General features: G+C 64.3%; 16 protein-coding genes. 6 read left to right on the top strand and 10 right to left on the bottom strand.

What is annotated here, in order from left to right; genetic code table 11:
• The first annotated feature begins 83 nt into the window (after positions 1–83).
• Positions 84–2,039, top strand: coding sequence for a DUF3857 domain-containing transglutaminase family protein (locus BC1002_RS05460; RefSeq protein ID WP_013089069.1), 1,956 nt, complete (start codon positions 84–86; stop codon positions 2,037–2,039).
• A gap of 58 nt (positions 2,040–2,097) precedes the next feature.
• Here BC1002_RS05460 and BC1002_RS05465 read toward each other — a convergent pair whose 3' ends face one another.
• The 5 genes from BC1002_RS05465 to glgC form a co-directional block, all read right to left on the bottom strand.
• Positions 2,098–3,249, bottom strand: a complete 1,152-nt coding sequence (locus BC1002_RS05465) for a branched-chain amino acid ABC transporter substrate-binding protein (RefSeq protein ID WP_013089070.1) — start codon at positions 3,247–3,249, stop codon at positions 2,098–2,100.
• Positions 3,250–3,670: 421 nt separating this feature from the next.
• The gene (locus BC1002_RS05470; RefSeq protein ID WP_013089071.1) at positions 3,671–4,132 is read right to left on the bottom strand and encodes a hypothetical protein; all 462 of its coding nucleotides are present in this window, start codon (positions 4,130–4,132) and stop codon (positions 3,671–3,673) included.
• Positions 4,133–4,290: 158 nt separating this feature from the next.
• Positions 4,291–5,157: a pyridoxal kinase PdxY gene (gene pdxY / locus BC1002_RS05475; protein WP_013089072.1), complete on the bottom strand. Its 867-nt coding sequence runs from the start codon at positions 5,155–5,157 to the stop codon at positions 4,291–4,293.
• 266 nt (positions 5,158–5,423) lie between these two features.
• Entirely contained in the window at positions 5,424–6,884 is a 1,461-nt protein-coding gene (glgA, locus tag BC1002_RS05480) for a glycogen synthase GlgA (protein WP_013089073.1), read from the bottom strand.
• A gap of 136 nt (positions 6,885–7,020) precedes the next feature.
• Positions 7,021–8,286 carry a glucose-1-phosphate adenylyltransferase gene (gene glgC, locus BC1002_RS05485; RefSeq protein WP_013089074.1) on the bottom strand — a complete coding sequence of 422 codons (1,266 nt, stop codon included), beginning with the start codon at positions 8,284–8,286 and terminating at the stop codon, positions 7,021–7,023.
• A 475-nt stretch (positions 8,287–8,761) separates the two neighbouring features.
• Between glgC and BC1002_RS05490 the strand changes: the two genes are divergently transcribed.
• A complete protein-coding gene (locus BC1002_RS05490) occupies positions 8,762–9,907 on the top strand; it encodes an alpha/beta fold hydrolase (RefSeq protein WP_238537932.1) in 1,146 nt (381 codons plus the stop codon).
• Between the two features lie 170 nt (positions 9,908–10,077).
• Here BC1002_RS05490 and BC1002_RS05495 read toward each other — a convergent pair whose 3' ends face one another.
• On the bottom strand, positions 10,078–11,139 hold the full coding sequence (locus BC1002_RS05495; RefSeq protein ID WP_013089076.1) for a methyltransferase: 1,062 nt from the start codon (positions 11,137–11,139) through the stop codon (positions 10,078–10,080).
• Positions 11,140–11,494: 355 nt separating this feature from the next.
• Positions 11,495–11,641, bottom strand: a complete 147-nt coding sequence (locus BC1002_RS38380; RefSeq protein WP_013089077.1) for a hypothetical protein — start codon at positions 11,639–11,641, stop codon at positions 11,495–11,497.
• Between the two features lie 381 nt (positions 11,642–12,022).
• Here BC1002_RS38380 and BC1002_RS38755 point away from each other — a divergent pair, with 381 nt between their 5' ends.
• Positions 12,023–12,274 (top strand): GDCCVxC domain-containing (seleno)protein, encoded by a 252-nt coding sequence (locus BC1002_RS38755; RefSeq protein ID WP_013089078.1) that lies wholly within the window; start codon positions 12,023–12,025, stop codon positions 12,272–12,274.
• A 12-nt stretch (positions 12,275–12,286) separates the two neighbouring features.
• Here BC1002_RS38755 and BC1002_RS05500 read toward each other — a convergent pair whose 3' ends face one another.
• Positions 12,287–13,219, bottom strand: coding sequence for a DMT family transporter (locus BC1002_RS05500; RefSeq protein WP_013089079.1), 933 nt, complete (start codon positions 13,217–13,219; stop codon positions 12,287–12,289).
• A gap of 128 nt (positions 13,220–13,347) precedes the next feature.
• Here BC1002_RS05500 and BC1002_RS05505 point away from each other — a divergent pair, with 128 nt between their 5' ends.
• Positions 13,348–14,265, top strand: a complete 918-nt coding sequence (locus BC1002_RS05505; protein WP_013089080.1) for a LysR family transcriptional regulator — start codon at positions 13,348–13,350, stop codon at positions 14,263–14,265.
• A 136-nt stretch (positions 14,266–14,401) separates the two neighbouring features.
• On the opposite strand, the gene BC1002_RS05510 is transcribed toward BC1002_RS05505, so the two are convergent.
• Entirely contained in the window at positions 14,402–14,602 is a 201-nt protein-coding gene (locus tag BC1002_RS05510; RefSeq protein WP_013089081.1) for a hypothetical protein, read from the bottom strand.
• Between the two features lie 381 nt (positions 14,603–14,983).
• Between BC1002_RS05510 and BC1002_RS05515 the strand changes: the two genes are divergently transcribed.
• Positions 14,984–15,775: an SDR family NAD(P)-dependent oxidoreductase gene (locus tag BC1002_RS05515; protein WP_013089082.1), complete on the top strand. Its 792-nt coding sequence runs from the start codon at positions 14,984–14,986 to the stop codon at positions 15,773–15,775.
• A 127-nt stretch (positions 15,776–15,902) separates the two neighbouring features.
• Here the strand turns inward: BC1002_RS05515 and BC1002_RS05520 are convergent, their stop codons facing one another.
• The gene (locus tag BC1002_RS05520) at positions 15,903–16,898 is read right to left on the bottom strand and encodes an LLM class flavin-dependent oxidoreductase (RefSeq protein WP_013089083.1); all 996 of its coding nucleotides are present in this window, start codon (positions 16,896–16,898) and stop codon (positions 15,903–15,905) included.
• A gap of 333 nt (positions 16,899–17,231) precedes the next feature.
• On the opposite strand from BC1002_RS05520, the gene BC1002_RS05525 reads away from it, so the two are divergent.
• The gene (locus tag BC1002_RS05525) at positions 17,232–18,833 is read left to right on the top strand and encodes a rhodanese-related sulfurtransferase (protein WP_013089084.1); all 1,602 of its coding nucleotides are present in this window, start codon (positions 17,232–17,234) and stop codon (positions 18,831–18,833) included.
• The last annotated feature ends 75 nt before the right edge of the window (positions 18,834–18,908 follow it).

Below are 18,908 nucleotides of genomic sequence, written 5' to 3' on the forward strand. Positions count from 1 at the left end.
TCGACGCGACAACGCCGGGCGGCCCGAAACACGCGGGCCGGCGATGTGCTACAACGACGACACGAATCTGGCCGAGGTGGATCTTGGGGAACATCGTCGTTAGGTTGGCGCACGCGTCGATCGCGCGCAGCGTGCGCGCCGCGGCGTTGCTTGCCGCGCTAACTGCCGCAAGCGGCATCGCCTTCCCCCTTCGCGCGACCGCCGCCGAAATCGCCACCTCCTCCAACGAACGCGCTCCCGCGACGATCGAGCGCGACGTCCATTGGTTCGTGATCCAGAAAGACGGCTCCATCGAGGAACGCGACGACACGGTGATGCGCGCGGACACGGCCAGCGGCGTCGACGCGATCGCGCAGCGCTACGTGTGGTTCAACAAGGACATCGAGCAGGTGCAACTGCTGGCCGCCGAAACGATCGATCCTGACGGCAGCGCGCATGTGGTCGGTCCCGAGGCGATCCGCGACGTGCAGGAGCCGCGCTCGTCCGGTGCGCCGAGCTTCGAGGACGGGGTGTTGCGCACGGTGATCTTCCCCGGCGTCACGACCGGCTCGCGCGTGCATCTGGCGTTTCGCAAGACTCGCGCGAAGCCGCTGCAGGTGGGCACCTTCGGTTATCTGGTCGAGCCGTCGCTCGAGCCCGTCGACGAGCAGCGTCTGATCTTCGATGTGCCCGCCGACGTGCCGCTCTATACGGACGCACGCGGCTACGCCGCGGTACCGCCCGTCACCGCGAACGGGCGCACCCGCTACGAGTTCGACTACCGGCACGGCCCGTATCCGCGCGTCGAAGCGGGCGCGGTCGGCTACGCGAACTGGGGCGACCGGCTGATGGTGTCGACGGTGCCGGACTTCGCGAGCTTTGCCGCGCGCTATCGCGGTCCCGCCGACAACGACCCGACCCGCGACGATCCGGCGATCGTGAGTCTTGCTCGGCAACTGACGGCCGGCCTCGGCGATCCGCGCGACAAAGCCCGCGCGCTGTACGACTGGATGCGCCTGAACATCCGCTACGTCGCGCTCTTTCTCGGCGAGACGGCGGCGATTCCGCACAAGGCGGCCGACATCCTGCGCAACCGCTATGGCGACTGCAAGGACCACGTCGCGCTATACGGCGCGCTGCTCGCGGCGGTCGGCATTCGCAGCGAGCCGGTGCTGCTCAATCTCGGCCCGTACTACGCGCTGCCCGAGGTGCCCGGTTACGGTGCGAGCGCGATCAATCACGCGATCCTCTGGATTCCCGAGCTGGCGCAATTCGCGGACACGACGGCGGGCGGCACTGCGTTCGGCTATCTGCCCGGCGGCGTGATGGACCGGCCGGTGCTGCTCGTCGACGACGGCGTGCTCGCCCACACGCCGGCCACTCAACGGCACGAACGCACCGCGCGCGTGCAGATCGACATCGATGAAAGCGGCACCGCGCATTACGCGTACCGCGTCGAAGACCGGGGCTATCCCGCGGAGATCGAACGCAACACGTTCCGACGCGCGACGCGCCAGGGCGCGCAGCAGATTGCCGCGAGCCGTCTGCTGAAAACGGGCTTGCATGGCACCGCGCAGTTGCAGACCGACGACGTCGCCGTGACCGGCGGACCGTTCGCGACGTCGATGCAGGGCAGCGTGCCGCATCTGATCTGGCCGGACGGCACGACCGCCGTGCCGGCATTGACGAGCCTCGCGGGCGGCATGAACTCGCAGGTCGAGTCGTGGCTCGCGGAGCCCGTCAGAACGCAGCCGTGGGCATGCATCGGCGGGGAGTTCGATGAAACGCTGGAAATGAGTTTGCCGCGCTTCGTGCGCGTGACGGACCTGCCCACCGACAGCACGGTCGAGGACCCGTTGCTGTCATTTGCGTCGCGCTACGTGTTCGATCCGGCGACGCGCACGTTGCAGGTCAACCGCCATCTGCGCGCCGCGTTCGGCCATCAGATGTGTACGGCTAACGAGTTCGCGGCGATCCGCGACGACCTCGTGCGCATCGAGCGCGATCTGGATGCCGAGGTGATCGTCAGGGCGGCGAGCGCGAGGCAGTCGCGCGAGTAGCGCGCCCCGCGCCGGCCGTGAGCCGGGCAGGGCCGCTACGTTTCACCGGACGGCGAGCTTAGGTGCCGCTCTTCGTCACGACCGGCACCCACGCGCCGTTCTTGACCTGATACAGCGTCGAGGCGCCGCTCTTCAACGCGCCGGTGCTGTCGAACGAGATCTTGCCGGTCACGCCGTCGTAGTCGATCGACTTGAGCACCGGACGGTACACGTTCGGCGATTCGGATTTGGCCTGCTGCATCGCCTTGATCGCGACCCACGCGCCGTCATAGCCGAACGGTGCATACGACAGCACATCCGCGCCGAAGCGCTTCTTGAACTTCGCGTTGAAGTCCTTGCCACCCGGCAGTTGCGCGAGCGGGCGGCCGTATTCCCAGGCCATCGCGCCGTCGGACGCATCGCCCGCGAGCTTGATGAAGTCTTCGTCCATCACGCCGCCGCCGCCGACCAGTTGCGCGTTCAGGCCGAGCTGCTTCATGCGCCGCGCGAAGCCCGCCGCCTGGCTGTCGAGGCCGGCGAAGAACACGAGGTCCGCGTTGGCGCCCTTGAACTTGGTGATCTGCGTGCTGAAGTCGACCGCGTGGTTGTCGGTGTAGTCGCGCGCGACGATCGTGCCGCCGCGCGCCTTCACGGCCTTCTCGAACTCGTCGGCTTCGCCCTGGCCGAACGCGGTGCGATCGTCGATGATCGCGATGCGCTTGGCCTTCGTCACGTCGACCGCATAAATGCCCGCGTTGCCGGCGTTCTGCGCGTCGGTCGAAATCACCATGAAAGTGTTCGCGAAGCCGCGGCCCGTGATGATCGGATTCGTCGCGGCGGGGTCGAGCACCGGAATGCCGGCCTGCTCGTAGACCTGCGAGGCCGGGATCGTCGTACCCGAGTTGAAGTGGCCGACGACCACCGCGACGCCCGAATCGACCAGCTTCTGCGCGGCCTGCACGCCGACGCGCGGGTCGGCCTGGTCGTCCTGCGAGACGATCTCGAAGTGGGCGACCTTGTCGCCGATCTTGATCTTCTGCGCGTTGGCTTCGTCGATCGCGAGCCGCACACCGTTTTCCAGATCCTTGCCGTAGCCGGCATTGGCGCCCGTCAGCGGCGCGGCAAAACCGATCTTGACCGGCAGATCGTCGGCGAAACTGGCGACAGGCGCGACGGCAAACATCGCACCCACGAGCATGGCCAGCGGTTTCAGCGTGTTGCGAAGACTCATGGTCTCTCCTTGCATCGACGGTTGTTATGAAAGCGGTACGGCAGCAAAGCGGTACGACGCGTGAGGCCAAGGGAAGCCCTCGCGCATCGCAAGGCTACGAAGGATCGGTCGCCGCTCACAATGCTGGAATACGCGCAGTGGTGTTCGCTTCACAGCGTGTTAGCGGGGTCAATCTGGGGCGAATATAGAAAGCCAAATTGCCGTCGTCTTGGCAATTCGTGGCGTTTTGGATGAGCATTTCGGCACAGGTCGCGGGGTCTGCATCGCGTGCACATGGAGCGTGCGTGAGGCATCAAGGCTGGCTTGCCACGAGAAGGTCCGCTGGGGCTGCGGATTACGGCATACGCTTAAGAAACCGGCGCGAGCGCGCCGGCCGGTGCTGCGGTGTTGCGTTTGCGGCGGGGAGATTCGAGCCTTTCGCCTAGCGCTCGCCTTGCTGGCGCAGCAGTTCTTCGCGCAGACGCAGAAGCGGCGCCTTCGTGTCTTCGTCGGCCCACGTGTCGAGATCGTCGATTGCGCGCTGGCAGCCGTCGAGCAGCACGTCGAGATCGACCGGCACGCCGTTGTTCAGCGCGAATTCGATCGTCTCGGCGAACTGCTGGCACTCGTCCTCGCCGTACGAGATGTCGAGGTTGTCGGCGATGATTTCTGCGATGTTGCTGCGCGCCTTGTCGTCGGCCGTCACCATGTCGACGATGCCGCGCGAGACTGCGGGCGAGTAGTAGAGCGCGATATCGAGCCATTGCGCGGGATCGAAGTCGGGCTGGTCGAACTGGTTCTCGAAGAACTCGATCGCTTCCTGTTCGTGTGCTTCGTCCGCGTCGACGCTGATGCACAACTGCTCAAAAAATTCTTCCCGCTCGCTGCGGATATGACCGTCCATCGAATGCCTCGTCTGCTGAATGCCGGATGCTGAAAAATCCCATGGAATGCGGGCGCAAGCCCCGTTCCATGCGGCACGCATTATAGGACGGCCGCTGGCGCGATGCTGGCGGCGTGCGCCCAGCGATGGGCGATGCGCCTGGGTGACCTGAGCTCGACCTAAGCCGTCTCCGCAACCCACGCATCGAACCACTCGCGCGGCTGGGCGATTTCATTTTGCATCGCCACGAGTTCGAGTTCGTAGCGTCCGGCCTGCCAGGTCGCCTTGACCACCGCGTTGACGGCGGCGAGCGTGTGCTCGAAGGCCGAGCGGATCGAATCGCCGAGCAGCGTGCGCGCGACGAAGACCGCGCTCGTCAGATCGCCGACGCCGACCGGCTGGCGCGCGAACGGATAGAGCGGGCGCTGTCCCATCCACGCTTCGCGCTCGGTGACGACGAGCATGTTGAAGCGGTCGGCGGGACTGTTGCGATCGAGCAGATGCTTGACGAGCACGAGCTTCGGCCCGCGCGCGAGCACCTCGCGGCACGCGGTGACGGCTTCCTCGAGCGTCTCGATCTCGCGGCCGACGAGGCGCTGCAATTCGATGTGATTCGGCGCGATCCCGTCGGCGACCTGCGGCATTTCGTTCACGAGGAACTCCTGGATGCCTGGCTCGACCTTGTAGCCGCCCATGGCGCCCATCACCGGATCGCAAAAGTACCAGGCGCGAGGATTGGCCGCCTTCACGGCCTTGACGATCTCGATCACCGCCTGGGCCTGTTCCGTCGTGCCGAGATAGCCGGAGAGCACCGCGTCGCAGCGCGGCAGCATGCCGATCGCGCCGATGCTGTCGACGAGATCTTCCATCTTCGAGGCGTCGATCGCGCTGCCGCTCCAGTGCCCGTATTGCGTGTGATTCGACAGCTGCACGGTGTTGAGCGGCCACACGTTGACGCCGAGCCGGCACATCGGAAACACGGCCGCACTGTTGCCGGCGTGACCGAACACGACATGGGACTGGATGCTCAGAACATTTTTCGTCATGGTAAGGCTCGCGCAACCGGTCATGCGCGATCAACAAAGCGGGAAGGGAAGTCTCGCGCGGGCGGGCCGATGACCCTGGCGCCGCGCGGCAGACATGCCTGATACAGATGGTGCAGGAAAAACACACGAACTGCATAGCCGGCAAGTCAGCAAACGATACAGGAGTTTGACAGCCGCGAGTTGATCCGTCCCCGTGCTGTTGCGCCGAACCATCAAACACGCCTGAAGCTTAACGAAACCTGACAGTTTCCCGCGTGGCCGATGCTTCAGACGAGCTCGCGATACAAGGCCAGATAGCGGTCGGCGGACGCGCCCCAGCCGAAGTCCTGGCGCATTGCGCGCCGCTGCGCGGCCTTCCATTCGGTGCGGCGTCCATACAGCGCGAACGCGCGGCGGATCGCTGCGGCGAGTCCGGCCGGATCGAAGCGGTCGAACACGAAGCCGGTGGCGAAGTCGTCGGCGAGGTTTTCGAGCGATGCATCGGCGACCGTATCCGCGAGACCGCCGACGCAGTGCACGAGCGGCAGCGACCCGTAGGCGAGCGCATACAGCTGCGTGAGCCCGCACGGCTCGAAGCGCGACGGCACCGCGACCACGTCGCTGCCGGCGATGATCGTATGCGCGAGCGCTTCGTCGAAACCGAGTTCGACCGCGACCGATTCCGGATGCGCCTGCGCGACCCTCTTCAGGCCGTTCTCGAGGGCCGGATCGCCGGTGCCGAACACGACCAGTTGGCCGCCACGCTTGACGATCTCGGGCACCGCGCCGAGCAGCAGATCGAGACCTTTCTGCTCGGTCAGCCGGCTCACCACGCCGAACAGCAGCGCGTCGCTTCGTTGCGCGAGGCCGAAGCGCTTTTGCAATGCCTCCTTGCAGGCGAGCTTGCCGGCGAGCCGCGACGAGCTGTAGCGCGTCGCGAGCAGCGCATCGCTCGCGGGGTTCCACACTGTGTAGTCGACGCCGTTGAGAATCCCGCTCAGATCGTGCGCGCGATGGCGCAGCAGCGCATCGAGCCCGCCGCCGTGCGCGAGCGTCTGGATTTCGCGCGCATAGTTCGGGCTGACGGTCGTGATGCGGTCGGCGTAGTAGAGCCCCGCCTTCAGGAACGACAGCTGTCCGTAGAATTCGACGCCGTGCATGTTGAAGAAATCGTGCGGCAGGCCGAGCAGACCGAACTGATGCGCGGGGAAGATCCCCTGGTAGGCGAGGTTGTGGATCGTAAACACGCTGCGCGCGGGCGCGCGGCCGTGCTCGCGTTCGGCGGCCTTCAGGTAGGCGGGCGCGAGTCCCGCGTGCCAGTCGTGCGCGTGCACGATCTGCGGCGACCAGGTCGGGTCCATCTGCTGCGCGAGTTGCGCGGCGACCCAGCCGAGCAGCGCGAAACGCTGCGCGTTATCGCCGTACGGCACGTGTTCATCGTTCAGATACGGGTTGCCGGGGCGGTCATACAGCGACGCGGCGCGGATCACGTAGACGGCGAGCCCGTTGGTGGGCAGCGTGCCGCGTTCGAGCGTCACGTTCGGCGCGCCGAAGCGGTTGCCCAGTTGCGCGACCGGTTGCAGATCGTGCAGGCCGGCGAGTACCGCAGGGAAACCGGGCAGCAGCACGCGCACGTCGGCGCCGCGCTCGATCAGCGCGGACGGCAGCGCGCCCGCGACGTCGGCGAGACCGCCCGTTTTGAGAAGGGGATACAGCTCGCTTGCGACGTGCAGGGCGCGAATCGTCATAGGCCGGGTCTCTGTCGGGTTGGCAGGGCTGCTCGGGTTGGTAAATGGTCAGCGGTGGTGCGGGTGAAGCCAGATGAAGCGAGCAAAGGCATCGCCGGCGGCGCGTGGCCGCCGGCGCGGACATGCGGCGGGCGCGCTACTTCGGATGCTTGCGCAACGCTTCCTGCGTGACCAGCACGACGCCATCGTCGGTGCGATAGAAGCGCTCGGCGTCGCGCGCCGGGTCTTCGCCGATCACGGTGCCTTCCGGAATCGTGCAGCCACGGTCGATCACCACCTTCTGCAGGCGGCAACTCGCGCCGACCGTGACCTGCGGCAGCAAGACTGCCTCATTGATATTACAGAACGAACTAACTTTAACGTTCGACGATAGCACCGAGCGCGAAATCTGCGAGCCCGAGATCACGCAGCCGCCGCAGACGATCAGGTTGTTGCCCGAGCCTTGCAGCCCCTTCATGTCGCGTACGAACTTCGCGGGCGGCAACTGCTCCTGATAAGTCCAGATCGGCCATGACTCGTCGTACAGGTCGAGCGTCGGGATCGTCGACGCGAGGTCGAGGTTCGCGGCCCAGTACGCGTCGATCGTGCCGACGTCGCGCCAGTACGGCTCGACGCTCGGGTCCGACGACACGCACGACATGCTGAACGGATGCGCGATCGCCACGCCCTGCGTGACCACGCGCGGCAGGATGTCCTTGCCGAAGTCGTGGTCGGTATCGATCGCGGCGATGTTCTCTTCGAGCTGCGTGTACAGGTAGTCGGCGTTGAACACGTAGATGCCCATGCTCGCGAGCGCGGTGTCGGGGCGGCCGGGCATCGCGGGCGGGTCGGCCGGTTTTTCGACGAAGCCGGTCACGCGGCGGTTTTCGTCGACCGCCATCACGCCGAACGCGACCGCGTCCATGCGCGGCACCTCAATGCAGCCTACCGTGCAGTCGGCGCCGCTGTCCGCGTGATCGGCGATCATGCGCGTGTAGTCCATCTTGTAGATGTGGTCGCCCGCGAGCACGACCACATACTTCGGACGGATCGAGCGGATGATGTCGAGGTTCTGGAACACCGCGTCGGCGGTGCCGCGATACCAGTGCGCGCCTTCGACGCGCTGCTGCGCGGGCCACAGATCGATGAACTCGCCCATCTCGCCGCGCAGGAAGCTCCAGCCGCGCTGCAGATGCCGCAGCAGCGAATGCGCCTTGTACTGCGTAACCACCGCGATGCGGCGGATGCCGGAATTCAGGCAATTGGACAACGCAAAGTCGATGATCCGGTATTTGCCGCCGAAGTGCACCGCCGGCTTCACACGCTTGTTCGTGAGCGGCCCGAGTCGGGTGCCGCGTCCGCCGGCGAGGACGATCGCCAGGGTAGTGCGCTGTAAGTCGTTCAGCCGTGCCGGAGTATTCATATTTGTCTCCTGTCGATCGGCGTGAGACCTTCAGCACTCACGCCAACCTCATGCAAGATGGTTGCCTGATTGGTCTACCCCCGGGGATGATCTGGCCGCGTCCTCTCCGCTGATGATTTGGGCTGCCTGGCAGTCGTACCGCATTGCCGTTTTTTGCTGCCTGTTTTTCGCGAGTCCGTCAGTCAGTTCTAGCACCGATTGGGCTCGAATGAATAAATGTTTATTGCGGGGGCCGCGTGGCCGACCATCCTGTAACGATCGCCTGTTAGGGCGCATTTTTCGGTGCGGCGCAGCACATTGGCCACGAGGTCGCGTACGGACGATGCTCGAGCAGGGCCGCAATATGCGTGCCACATCGGTGCTGCCGCGTGCCGTGTCTGCGCTGCACGACTGGCGCCAGAGTTCGGCGGTGCATCGTAGAATCGTGCGCTCCACTCCCACTGCATCCGTGTCGCGTTTTTTCCAGACCATGCCGATGAATCTTCGCCACCCATTCCTGCTTGCCTTGTCGAGTGTCTGCGCCTGTGCCGTGCTGTGCGGGGCGTCCGTCGCCGCGGCCGCGTCTTCGCTCGACGATTCCGGCCCGGCCTATGGTCCTGAGTTGCAGGGCTTCAGCTATCCGGCGCCGGTGGAACGCTTCGAATTCACGTCGCAGGGCGTGCCTTTGCAGATGGCCTACATGGACGTGAAGCCCGCGCATCCGAACGGCCGCACCGTGGTGTTGCTGCACGGCAAAAATTTTTGCTCGGCGACATGGGATACGACGATTCGCCGGCTGAGCGATGCGGGTTATCGCGTGATCGCACCGGATCAGATCGGCTTCTGCAAATCGAGCAAGCCCGAGCATTACCAGTACAGCTTTCAGCAGCTCGCGCGCAATACCCATGCGCTGCTCGAGTCGCTCGGCGTCAGCGACGTGACGGTGGTCGGCCATTCGACGGGCGGCATGCTTGCGGTTCGCTATGCGCTGATGTATCCGCGCGAAACGCAGCAACTGGTGCTCGTGAATCCGATCGGACTCGAGGACTGGAAGGCGAAGGGGGTGCCGTCGCTATCGGTCGACGAGTGGTATCAGCGGGAGCTGAAGACCAGCGCCGACGGCATTCGCCGCTACGAACGGGCGACCTATTACGCGGGGCAATGGCGCGCGGACTATGAACCGTGGGTGCAGATGCTCGCGGGCATGTATCGGGGGATGGGCAAGCAGATCGTCGCGTGGAATTCCGCGCTGCTGTACGACATGATTTACACGCAGCCGATTTTTTATGAGCTGGGGCAGCTCAGCATGCCGACGTTGCTGTTGATCGGTCAGAAGGACACAACTGCGATCGGCAAGGATGCGGCGCCGCCCGAAGTGCGGGAGAAGCTCGGCCATTATCCTGAACTGGGCCGCGCGGCCGCCAAGGCGATTCCGCAGGCGACGCTCGTGGAGTTTGCGACGCTTGGTCACGCGCCGCAGATGCAGGACCCGGACGCGTTTCATAAGGCGCTGTTGGACGGGTTGGCGGCGGTGCCGACGTCGGACGCGGAACACGACGAAGCGGGTCAAACTGCTTGCAAAGGATTGGGTTCAGGTCGGCGAAAAGAATTGGCCAGAAGGGGGTGTGCGGTACTCGGATGAAGGACCGCGGCGTTCTGATCGCGCGAGTGACCGCAGTGGGAAAGCCGCCGTTCCTTGCGGCAGCGGCAGCTTTGCGGCGCCATAACTGAATGAATCCATCGGGCCAGTTTCGTGCCGGCATCGTGATACCAGCGCCCGTCCCGGAAAATGCCACGGCACTCCCCACGCTTCTATTTGGTTCCGATCACCATTGAATCCGGGCCAGCGAGCGGCTCGACGCGAACCTGTGTGAAGCCAACCTCCTTCATCCATGCGCAACATTGCGCACCGGTATAGTCGAAACCGCCCGGCGTCTCGATAAGCATGTTCAAGCTCATCAGAAGGCCGAAGGCATTCTGCCTGCGCTCATCGTCGATCACTGCGTCGTAGACGATCAGGCACCCTCCGGGAGGCAGCGCTGCGTGGCACTTCGTGAGGAGCTCCATCTTCTGCGCAAGGTCCCAGTCGTGGAGGATGTGTCCCATCACCAGCACGTCTGCCGAGGGGCACGGATCTTTGAAGAAGTCGCCCGAATGGAAACTTAGCCGCTCCTGCAGGCCGTGCGACGCCACGTACTGCTCAAACAGAGGGCCCACTACCGGCAGGTCGAAACCACCGCCACGCAAGTGGGGATGTGCGAGTGCGATCTCTACGGGCAGGGCTCCTTGCGCCGCGCCAATGTCGAGGAAAGTGCGGTAGTTTTGCCAGGGAAATTTTTGCGCCATCGCCTTGGCTGGGCCCAGGCTGACCCCGGTCATCGCTTGCAGGAAGCCTCGCAGTGACGGCTCGTCGCGATAGAGTGCATCGAAGGGGTTGCCGCCGTGTTTGACCTCATTTTGCGGCATCCCTGTGCGAAGCGCTTCCGTCAGCAAGCCCCAAAACGGATACAGCCGAGCGTTGGCCATTTCCAGCAATCCACCCACGTAGCCTGGCTTGGCCTTGTCCAGAAAAAGCTCGGCATCCTGTGTATTGCGGTATTTCCCGTTTTCGCGTTCCAGCAGATTCAAAGCGACCAGCGCATCGAGAAAATCGAGTGCCGAGCGCGGATGCAGTCCGAGTGCTTCTCTCAGTTCCTCAGCGTTCTGAGGCGCGATCGCAAGGCGTGTGAATACGCCGAGTTCGACTGCTGACAACAGCGTCTTGGTCGCCCAGAATCCCATGCCCAGTTGGAGCAACCGTTCAGGAGAGGGTTCGCGCTGATTCGTGGAGGCAGCCCCAGAGTCCTGCCGAACCACGGGTGGTATGTTGGCCATCGTTGCTCCCGGAGCGGAACGGCGGGTGAAGTGCCTGCTCCCATCGTAGGCGGGCCAAATTCTTTTAATGTTCGCCACCGTACGGAGCGAAGTCGAACACCTTATCTAGCGGCTAAGGCTGAACTGTGTTTGTGAGCGAACCGCTGAGGTTCGAACGAATGTTTGTCCCGTATCCACGACGATCTCCCAAAAAGGAGACAGCCCGATCAGCGTAAGCCGATCGGGCTGTTCCGGTCAGGCTGACTGCCTAGACCGAGGGCACGTCAGCGCACGCGCATAGCGCGGCGGCTACGGGAGCCGCGGTATCACTTCCGCTTCGAAGTTCACGCGACGCTCACGGTCGCGCGGGCGCGCATCAATAGCCACCGCTGCTGGTGGCGCCGCTGCTGCTGCCCGACGAGCCCATGTCGCCGCCCGTGGACTGGCACGCGGCCAACGACAACGATGCGACGCCTAGCGCGATGATCACGGATACGGCCGATAACAATCTTGATACTTTCATGTAGAAAACTCCTGCACGGCCAACGCGACTGACTTACCGCGCGGCCACGCGTTGAGCCGGCGAGTCGCGGATCGCTGCGGCAAGTCCCGCGACGCCGGCGGCGGTTACAAAAAGGACAGGCAAACCTTCTACAAAACGGGCAAGCAACCGCTGTGCGCGGCCGACGATTCCGTTTCGCGGTTCCACGGCTCCGCGCTCTTGCACGCGACGCCTAACCTACGAACGCCAACGGCGCGCCTTTATTCCACTGCAATGGTTATTTGTGACACGTATCGCATCGGGATGATGGACTTCGATACGGCACGGACCTTGCGCACGCCCCGCGACGGTTACCGGCGCTAACATTGAGATGTGCAAGGAATACGGTTGTAGACGAGATCCATGCAAACCTCACCGATCCTCGAGTCCGCGCTGACCTGTCCGCACTGCCTGTGCGTCTCAGACGTGACGATGCCGACGGACGCCTGCGTCTACTTCTATGAATGCCCGAGCTGCCAAACCTTGCTTTCTCCGAAGCTCGGCGACTGCTGTGTCTTCTGTTCGTATGGCTCGGTCAAGTGCCCGTCCATGCAAGAGGCAGGTGCGTGCTGCGCGAATCTGTCACTCAAGCCGGGCCTTGCGATCAACGCGTAGCCTGAAAGTAGGCTAAGCGTCGACCGAAGTAGCGGAATGCATGTCGAGCTTCGCGTTGGCGTCCCTTTTAAATGGCACCGCCGCCAGCACCGATGCAAGCACCATCAGACCTCCGCCGAACCACGCCGAGGCCGAAAGATGCTCACCGAGCCATACGTATGCGAATAGCGCACCAAACGCGGGCTCGCTGCCCATCAGCAAAGCGACCCGCGTTGGGTTACTGCGCTTGACGGCAAAGTTCTGTGCGAAAAAAGCGAACAAGGTGCAGGCGAGCACGAGGTAAGCGATGCTCGCCCAGAAGTCGCCGTGCCCACGGACCGACGGCAGCGCATGCCAATGTTGTGACGGCAACACGAACACCGCGAGGACACTGCCCAAGGCGACGACGCCAGCCTGGAGCGCCGACACCGACAACGGCGCAAGTTCCGATTCGCGCATCACACGCTTGGTCACGCAGACCATCAGCGCACGCAGCAACGCCGCAACCAGAATCAGCGCATCGCCTGCGCCCGGAATCATCACGCCTCCGCTGACGAACGCCGCACCCGTCAGCGACAGGCCCACGGCGATCCATTCGCCGCTCGAAGGTTTTCGGCGCAGCAACACCCATTCGACCAGCGGCGTCAGCGCGACACACAGACTGATAAGGAACGCCGCATTCGACGCACGCGTATGCGCGATACCGAATGTCTCGGCCAAAAAGATGCTGAGCAGGATTGCGCTGGAAGCGAGCGCACCCAGCAAGGCGGGCGCTTTGACGTGACGGAGCGAGCGCAACGCCGGCGACAACAAGACGAACGTCAGCCCGAAGCGCAACGCCAGCAGACCGAGCACCGGATAAATCGTGAGCGCGCCTTTCACGACCCCATAGCTCGTGCCCCACACCATCGCGACCGCAAGCAGCATCAGGTCGGATATCCATAACGCGCTCTTTTGCTTCGACATGACGGGCCTTCTGTTTTCATTCGGACGGTCCGAATTGTCGTGTATTGCACTGAAAACTATAATCCGCGACGGCGGAACATCTTTTATGTTTGAAATGCACAAATGTAAGAAAAGATGCGAGGATCGCGATGAATCCCGATGAGCTTTTCGCGTTGCTGCCCGACATGGCGATGTTTGCGAGGGTCGTCGACGCCGGCAATTTCTCCATTGCGGCGCGGCAACTGGGCAGTACACCGTCGACTGTCAGTCGGCAGATCAAGCGGCTCGAGGACTCGCTTGGCACGCGCTTGCTCGAGCGCTCGACCCGTAGCATCCGTTTGACGGATTCGGGCGCGCAGATTTACCGGTTTTGCCGGGATATGGTCGGCGCGGCGTCGGGCGCCGTCGACGTCGCTGGACAAGGAGAGGGTGATCCGCGAGGCAAGGTCAGCATCAGTGCGCCGATTTCATTTGCCAGATCGGTCATCCATCCGCTCGTTCCCGAATTTCTGCGCAGGTGGCCCGACGTGGATGTCCATCTGGTCTTCGCCGATCACGATGTCGATCCGCTGCGTCACGATGTCGATCTGGTGATCCGGCTCACGCGCTCGCCTCCGCCAGGCCTTGCTGCGCGGCGACTTGGGGCGGTCAAATGGCTTCTATGCGCGTCACCTGCGTATCTCGCGGAGCGAGGAACGCCGGCCGAGCCGCGCGACCTTGCGCGGCACGCATGCATGTATCTAGGGGAGACGGTCGACGACAATCGATGGCATTTCCGCCGCGACTCCGAGACGCAGACGGTCGAAGTGAAGGGGCGCTACATCGCCAACGATGCGAGCGCGCGGTTGGATGCAGCGCTGCATGGCCTGGGCATTGCGAGCTTGCCCGATTTTGTCGCTGCGCAGGCGATTTCGGCCGGCGACATCGTTCGTGTGCTGACCGACTGGGCGTTCGAGGCGCGTCCCTATATGGGACCGGTCTGGCTGCTGTATCCGCCGAATCGATTTTTACCGTCGCGAGCACGCGCGCTGATCGATTATCTGGTGAGTCACCTCCACGACAGGTAACGAGCGCTTGATGATCGCTTACGACACCGCGCGACCCGACGCGGCAGGAATTAAGATGCCGTCAGGGCGGAGCCGTCGCGCACGCACTGGCCCCGCCTGTGGCATCGGGCGCGCCGGACTGCGCGCCGCCTTTCTGTTAGCCGTGGTAGAAGCCGTCGGTAACGGAGTTTTGCAGCACGCCGTCGACATAGACGGCGACAGGATCGCCATCAGCGGTCGTGAGGATCGAGCCGACGTGCTGGCCGGGTAGCTTCATCCGGCCACCCTGGATGTTGGTCATCTCCTCGCGATCAAGTTCCGCACAGTTCTGGAGGTCGTCGATGGTCAGTGTGTTCATGGGGTGTCTCCTTGAACAAGAGGGTTGTAGAAACATTCAAGCGGCCGGCTGCTTGCAGCACAGTAGGCATATGTCATGCCATCCGGGCGTGACCCGCGCAGAGCGTGTCCCAAGGCGAATCGCGATGATGCGAGTTCGGGCGCGACCATCACTCAGCCAAACGAAGTCGGAAAATCGCTGACATGGCCTCGTTCTCCTGACCCTTCACGTACTTCAGATCTGCCTGCTTCGCTGTGCGCCTGTCACCCATGTGCGTTCTCGCACATACACGCTTTGCTGCTCCCGGCCATCGCCGCCAGATCATCTAGTCTTTTTGCTGTTCGAAAGTAAGGTGTCCCCGACGTCGCGATTTTTAGTTCACCCATTGAAAGGAAAACACCCATGGACCTGAATCTGACAGGCAAACTCGCACTGGTGAGCGGCAGCACAGCCGGCATCGGTCTCGCTATCGCCAGCACGTTGGCGCAGGAAGGCGCCCGCGTAATCGTGAACGGCCGCTCGCAGTCATCCGTGGATGACGTGGTCGCGCAGCTGAAAGCGCAGACGGGCGGCGACGTGCAGGGGTTCGCCGGCGATCTCAGTACCGCCGCTTCGGCAGAAGAACTCGCGCGACGCTATCCGGGCGTCGAAATTCTGGTCAACAACCTGGGCATCTTCGAGCCCAAGCCGTTTGAAGAGATCCCCGACGCGGACTGGCTGCGGTTCTTCGACGTCAACGTCTTGAGCGGGGTACGCCTCGCTCGCCTGTATTTGCCTGCGATGAGGCAGGCCAACTGGGGGCGCATCATTTTCATCTCGAGCGAAAGCGGCGTGCAGATCCCAGCTGAAATGATCCACTACGGGATGACGAAAACCGCGCAGCTGGCGGTCGCGCGCGGGCTCGCCGAAGCCGTTGCCGGCACCGGCATTACAGTCAATAGCGTGCTGCCGGGGCCGACGAAGTCGCGCGGAGTGGGTGAATTCGTGGAGACCCTTGCCAAGGCCGACGGCAAATCGTTCGAAGCGTTCGAAAAAGAGTTCTTCGAGAAGGTCCGTCCCACCTCGCTGATCAAGCGATTCGGTTCGCCGCAGGAAGTCGCGTCGCTGGTGGCCTATATCGCCAGTCCGCTTTCGTCGGCCACCACGGGAGCTGCGTTGCGGGCCGACGGGGGCGTTGTAAAGAGCGCCTTCTAGCGCCACGCCGGCATGGGGCCGGTTTTTCATGCTGCCGGTCCAACTCGGTGCAAAAGACAAGGGCGGCTCGCCATGAGCCGCCCTTTTTTCGTGCGAGGCCGTGTCGGCCGATCGGTTCGCGAATCGATTATTTGACCGCCATCAGTTCGTCGCGCACCTCGGCGCCGATCTCGAACGAGCGCAGCCGCGCTTCGTGATCGTAAATCTGCGCGGTCAGCATCAGCTCGTTCGCGCCGGTCTGCTCGATGATCGATTGCAGACCTTCGCGGATTGCGTCGCGATCGCCGAGCACCGTGCATGCGAGCGCACGCGCGACGTTGTTCAGCTCCAGCTCCGATGCGTCGAGCCGCTCGACCGGTGGCTGCAATTGCCCCGGCGTGCCGCGCCGCAGGTTGATGAACTGTTGCTGCAGCGACGTGAACAGGCGCGCGGCCTCCTCGTTGGTGTCTGCGGCGAACAGATTGACGCCGACCATTGCATACGGTTTCGCGAGCGTCGCGGACGGCCGGAACTGCGAGCGATACACCTGTAGCGCGCTCATCATGTAATCGGGCGCGAAGTGCGACGCGAACGCGAACGGCAACCCGAGCGCCGCGGCCAGTTGCGCGCTGTACAGCGACGAGCCGAGCAGCCACAGCGGCACATTTAGGCCCGCGCCCGGCACCGCGCGAATGCGCTGGCCGGCGACCGGTTCGGCGAAGTAGCGTTGCAATTCGACGACATCGTCGGGGAAGGTTTCGGCGCTGGCCTGCAGATCGCGGCGCAGCGCGCGTGCGGTGGTCTGATCGGTGCCGGGCGCGCGGCCGAGACCGAGATCGATCCGCCCCGGATACAGCGACGCGAGCGTGCCGAACTGTTCGGCGATCACGAGCGGCGCATGGTTCGGCAGCATGATGCCGCCGGAGCCGACACGAATCGTCTTCGTGCCGCCGGCCACATAGCCGATCACGACCGAGGTCGCCGCGCTCGCGATGCCGGTCATATTGTGATGCTCGGCGAGCCAGTAACGCTTGTAGTTCAGCTTTTCGGCGTGCTGCGCGAGTGACAGTGTGTTCCTGAACGCGTCAGCGGGCGTGGCACCCGCGGTGACCGGCGAAAGATCGAGAACCGAGAAAGGGATCATTGTCTATTGATTGCGATGGCGCTTTCGCGCGATGGGGCATTGTGGCAAAGCGGCGGTTTTTCTGCTGGCGGCGCGGCGATGCCCCTGATGGCTGAAGGGTCGCCAGCATCGGTGAGGCGGGCCGAGCCGCGACGAGGGGCGACACGTGGCGCGGAAATTGCGCTTGCATAGCGTGTTCGCGCGGCGGTGCTTCGCAATCGCAGTTCGCTCGAATAAGCAATCCCATGACTGACCGTGCGCCGATCGGAATTCGAGAGTACGGTTTAAGTATTCGGTACGGTGACGCGACCCGTTGCCCGAAATCTGGAATGTAGCGAAGGAGTTCCCGATCCCATGAATGTCGTCAAAGAGTTTCGTACCCGGTCATTCCAAGACGTGTGCCACGCATTGCTCGACCGCGAGGAGATCGCGCTTATCGACGTGCGTGAGGAAGACCCGCACGCGCGCAGCCATCCGTTGTTCGCCGCCAATCTGCCGCTGTCGCGGCTCGAACTCGATGCGCCGCTGCGGCTGCCGCGCCTCGCCGTGCCGATCGTCGTGTTCGATGCCGGCGAAGGCCTCGCGAGGCGCGCGGCCGAACGCCTCGACGAGCTCGGCTATAGCAACGTCGCATTGCTCGAAGGCGGTCTGCAAGGCTGGCGCGAAGCGGGCGGCGAATTGTTCAAGGATGTCAACGTGCCGAGCAAGGCGTTCGGCGAACTGGTCGAAAGCGTGCGTCATACGCCGTCGCTGTCCGCGCAGCAGGTGCAGGCGCTGCTCGATCGCGAGGCCGATGTCGTGGTGCTCGACGCGCGCCGCTTCGACGAGTTTCAGACCATGAACATTCCCGGCAGCATCAGCGTGCCGGGCGCGGAGCTGGTGCTGCGCGCGCGACAGCTCGCGCCGGACCCGGCCACGCGCATCATCGTCAATTGCGCGGGACGCACGCGCAGCATCATCGGCGCGCAGTCGCTGATCAATGCGGGCGTGCCCAATCCGGTGGCCGCGCTGCGCAACGGCACGATGGGCTGGACGCTCGCCGGTCAGCCGCTCGCTCATGGCAGCACGCGGCGCGTCGAAGGCGCGGTCGACGACGTGTCCCGTCTCGCCGCGGCCGACGGCGCGCGCGTGCTTGCCGACCGGGCGCGCGTGCGCCGCACCTCGCGGGACGAAGCGCGCCGCTGGGCCGACGAGGCGGTGCGCACCGTGTATCGCTTCGACGTGCGCACGCCCGAGGAATACGAGGCAGGCCACGTGCCCGGCTTTCGCAGCGCGCCGGGCGGTCAGCTCGTGCAGGAAACCGACCTGTTCGTGACGGTGCGCGGCGCGCGCGTGATCCTCGCGGACAGCGACGGCGTGCGCGCGAACATGACCGCATCGTGGCTCGCGCAGATGAACGTCGAGGTGTTCGTGGTCGATGGCCTGACGGCGGGCGATTTCGCCGAAAAGGGCGTGGCACCGCTCGTGCGCAACTCGGTGACGCCGCCCGACGTCGACGAGATCCAGCCGGCCGAGCTCGCCGCGCTGTTGCAGTCGCCGGGAACCGTCGTGCTCGACTTCGCGAGCAGCACGAATTACCTGAAGCGGCACATTCCGGGCGCCTGGTTCGTGATCCGCAGCCAGCTTGCCGACGCGCTGCGCACGCTGCCCGATGCGAAGCGCTATGTGGTGACGTGCGGCAGCGACGTGCTCGCGCGCTTCGTCGCGCCCGAGCTCGCCGCGGCGACCGAGCGGCCGGTGCAGGTGCTGCGCGGCGGCACACGCGCGTGGATCGACGCGGGCTTGCCGGTGGAGTCGGGCGGCGCGCGGATGGCGTCGCCGCGCATCGATCGTTATCAGCGGCCGTACGAGGGCACGGAGAACGCGCGCGAAGCGATGAGCGCGTATCTGGAGTGGGAGCAAGGGCTCGTCGCGCAACTGGCGCGTGACGGCACGCACGGCTTTCGGGTGATTTGACAGGCCGGCTATCCGGCGGCCGGCGATCCGGGGGGCCGGCCATCCGGGGGCCGGCCATCCGGGAGCAGTCCTCCC

It is taken from the genome of Paraburkholderia atlantica (assembly GCF_000092885.1).
GTDB lineage: Bacteria > Pseudomonadota > Gammaproteobacteria > Burkholderiales > Burkholderiaceae > Paraburkholderia > Paraburkholderia atlantica.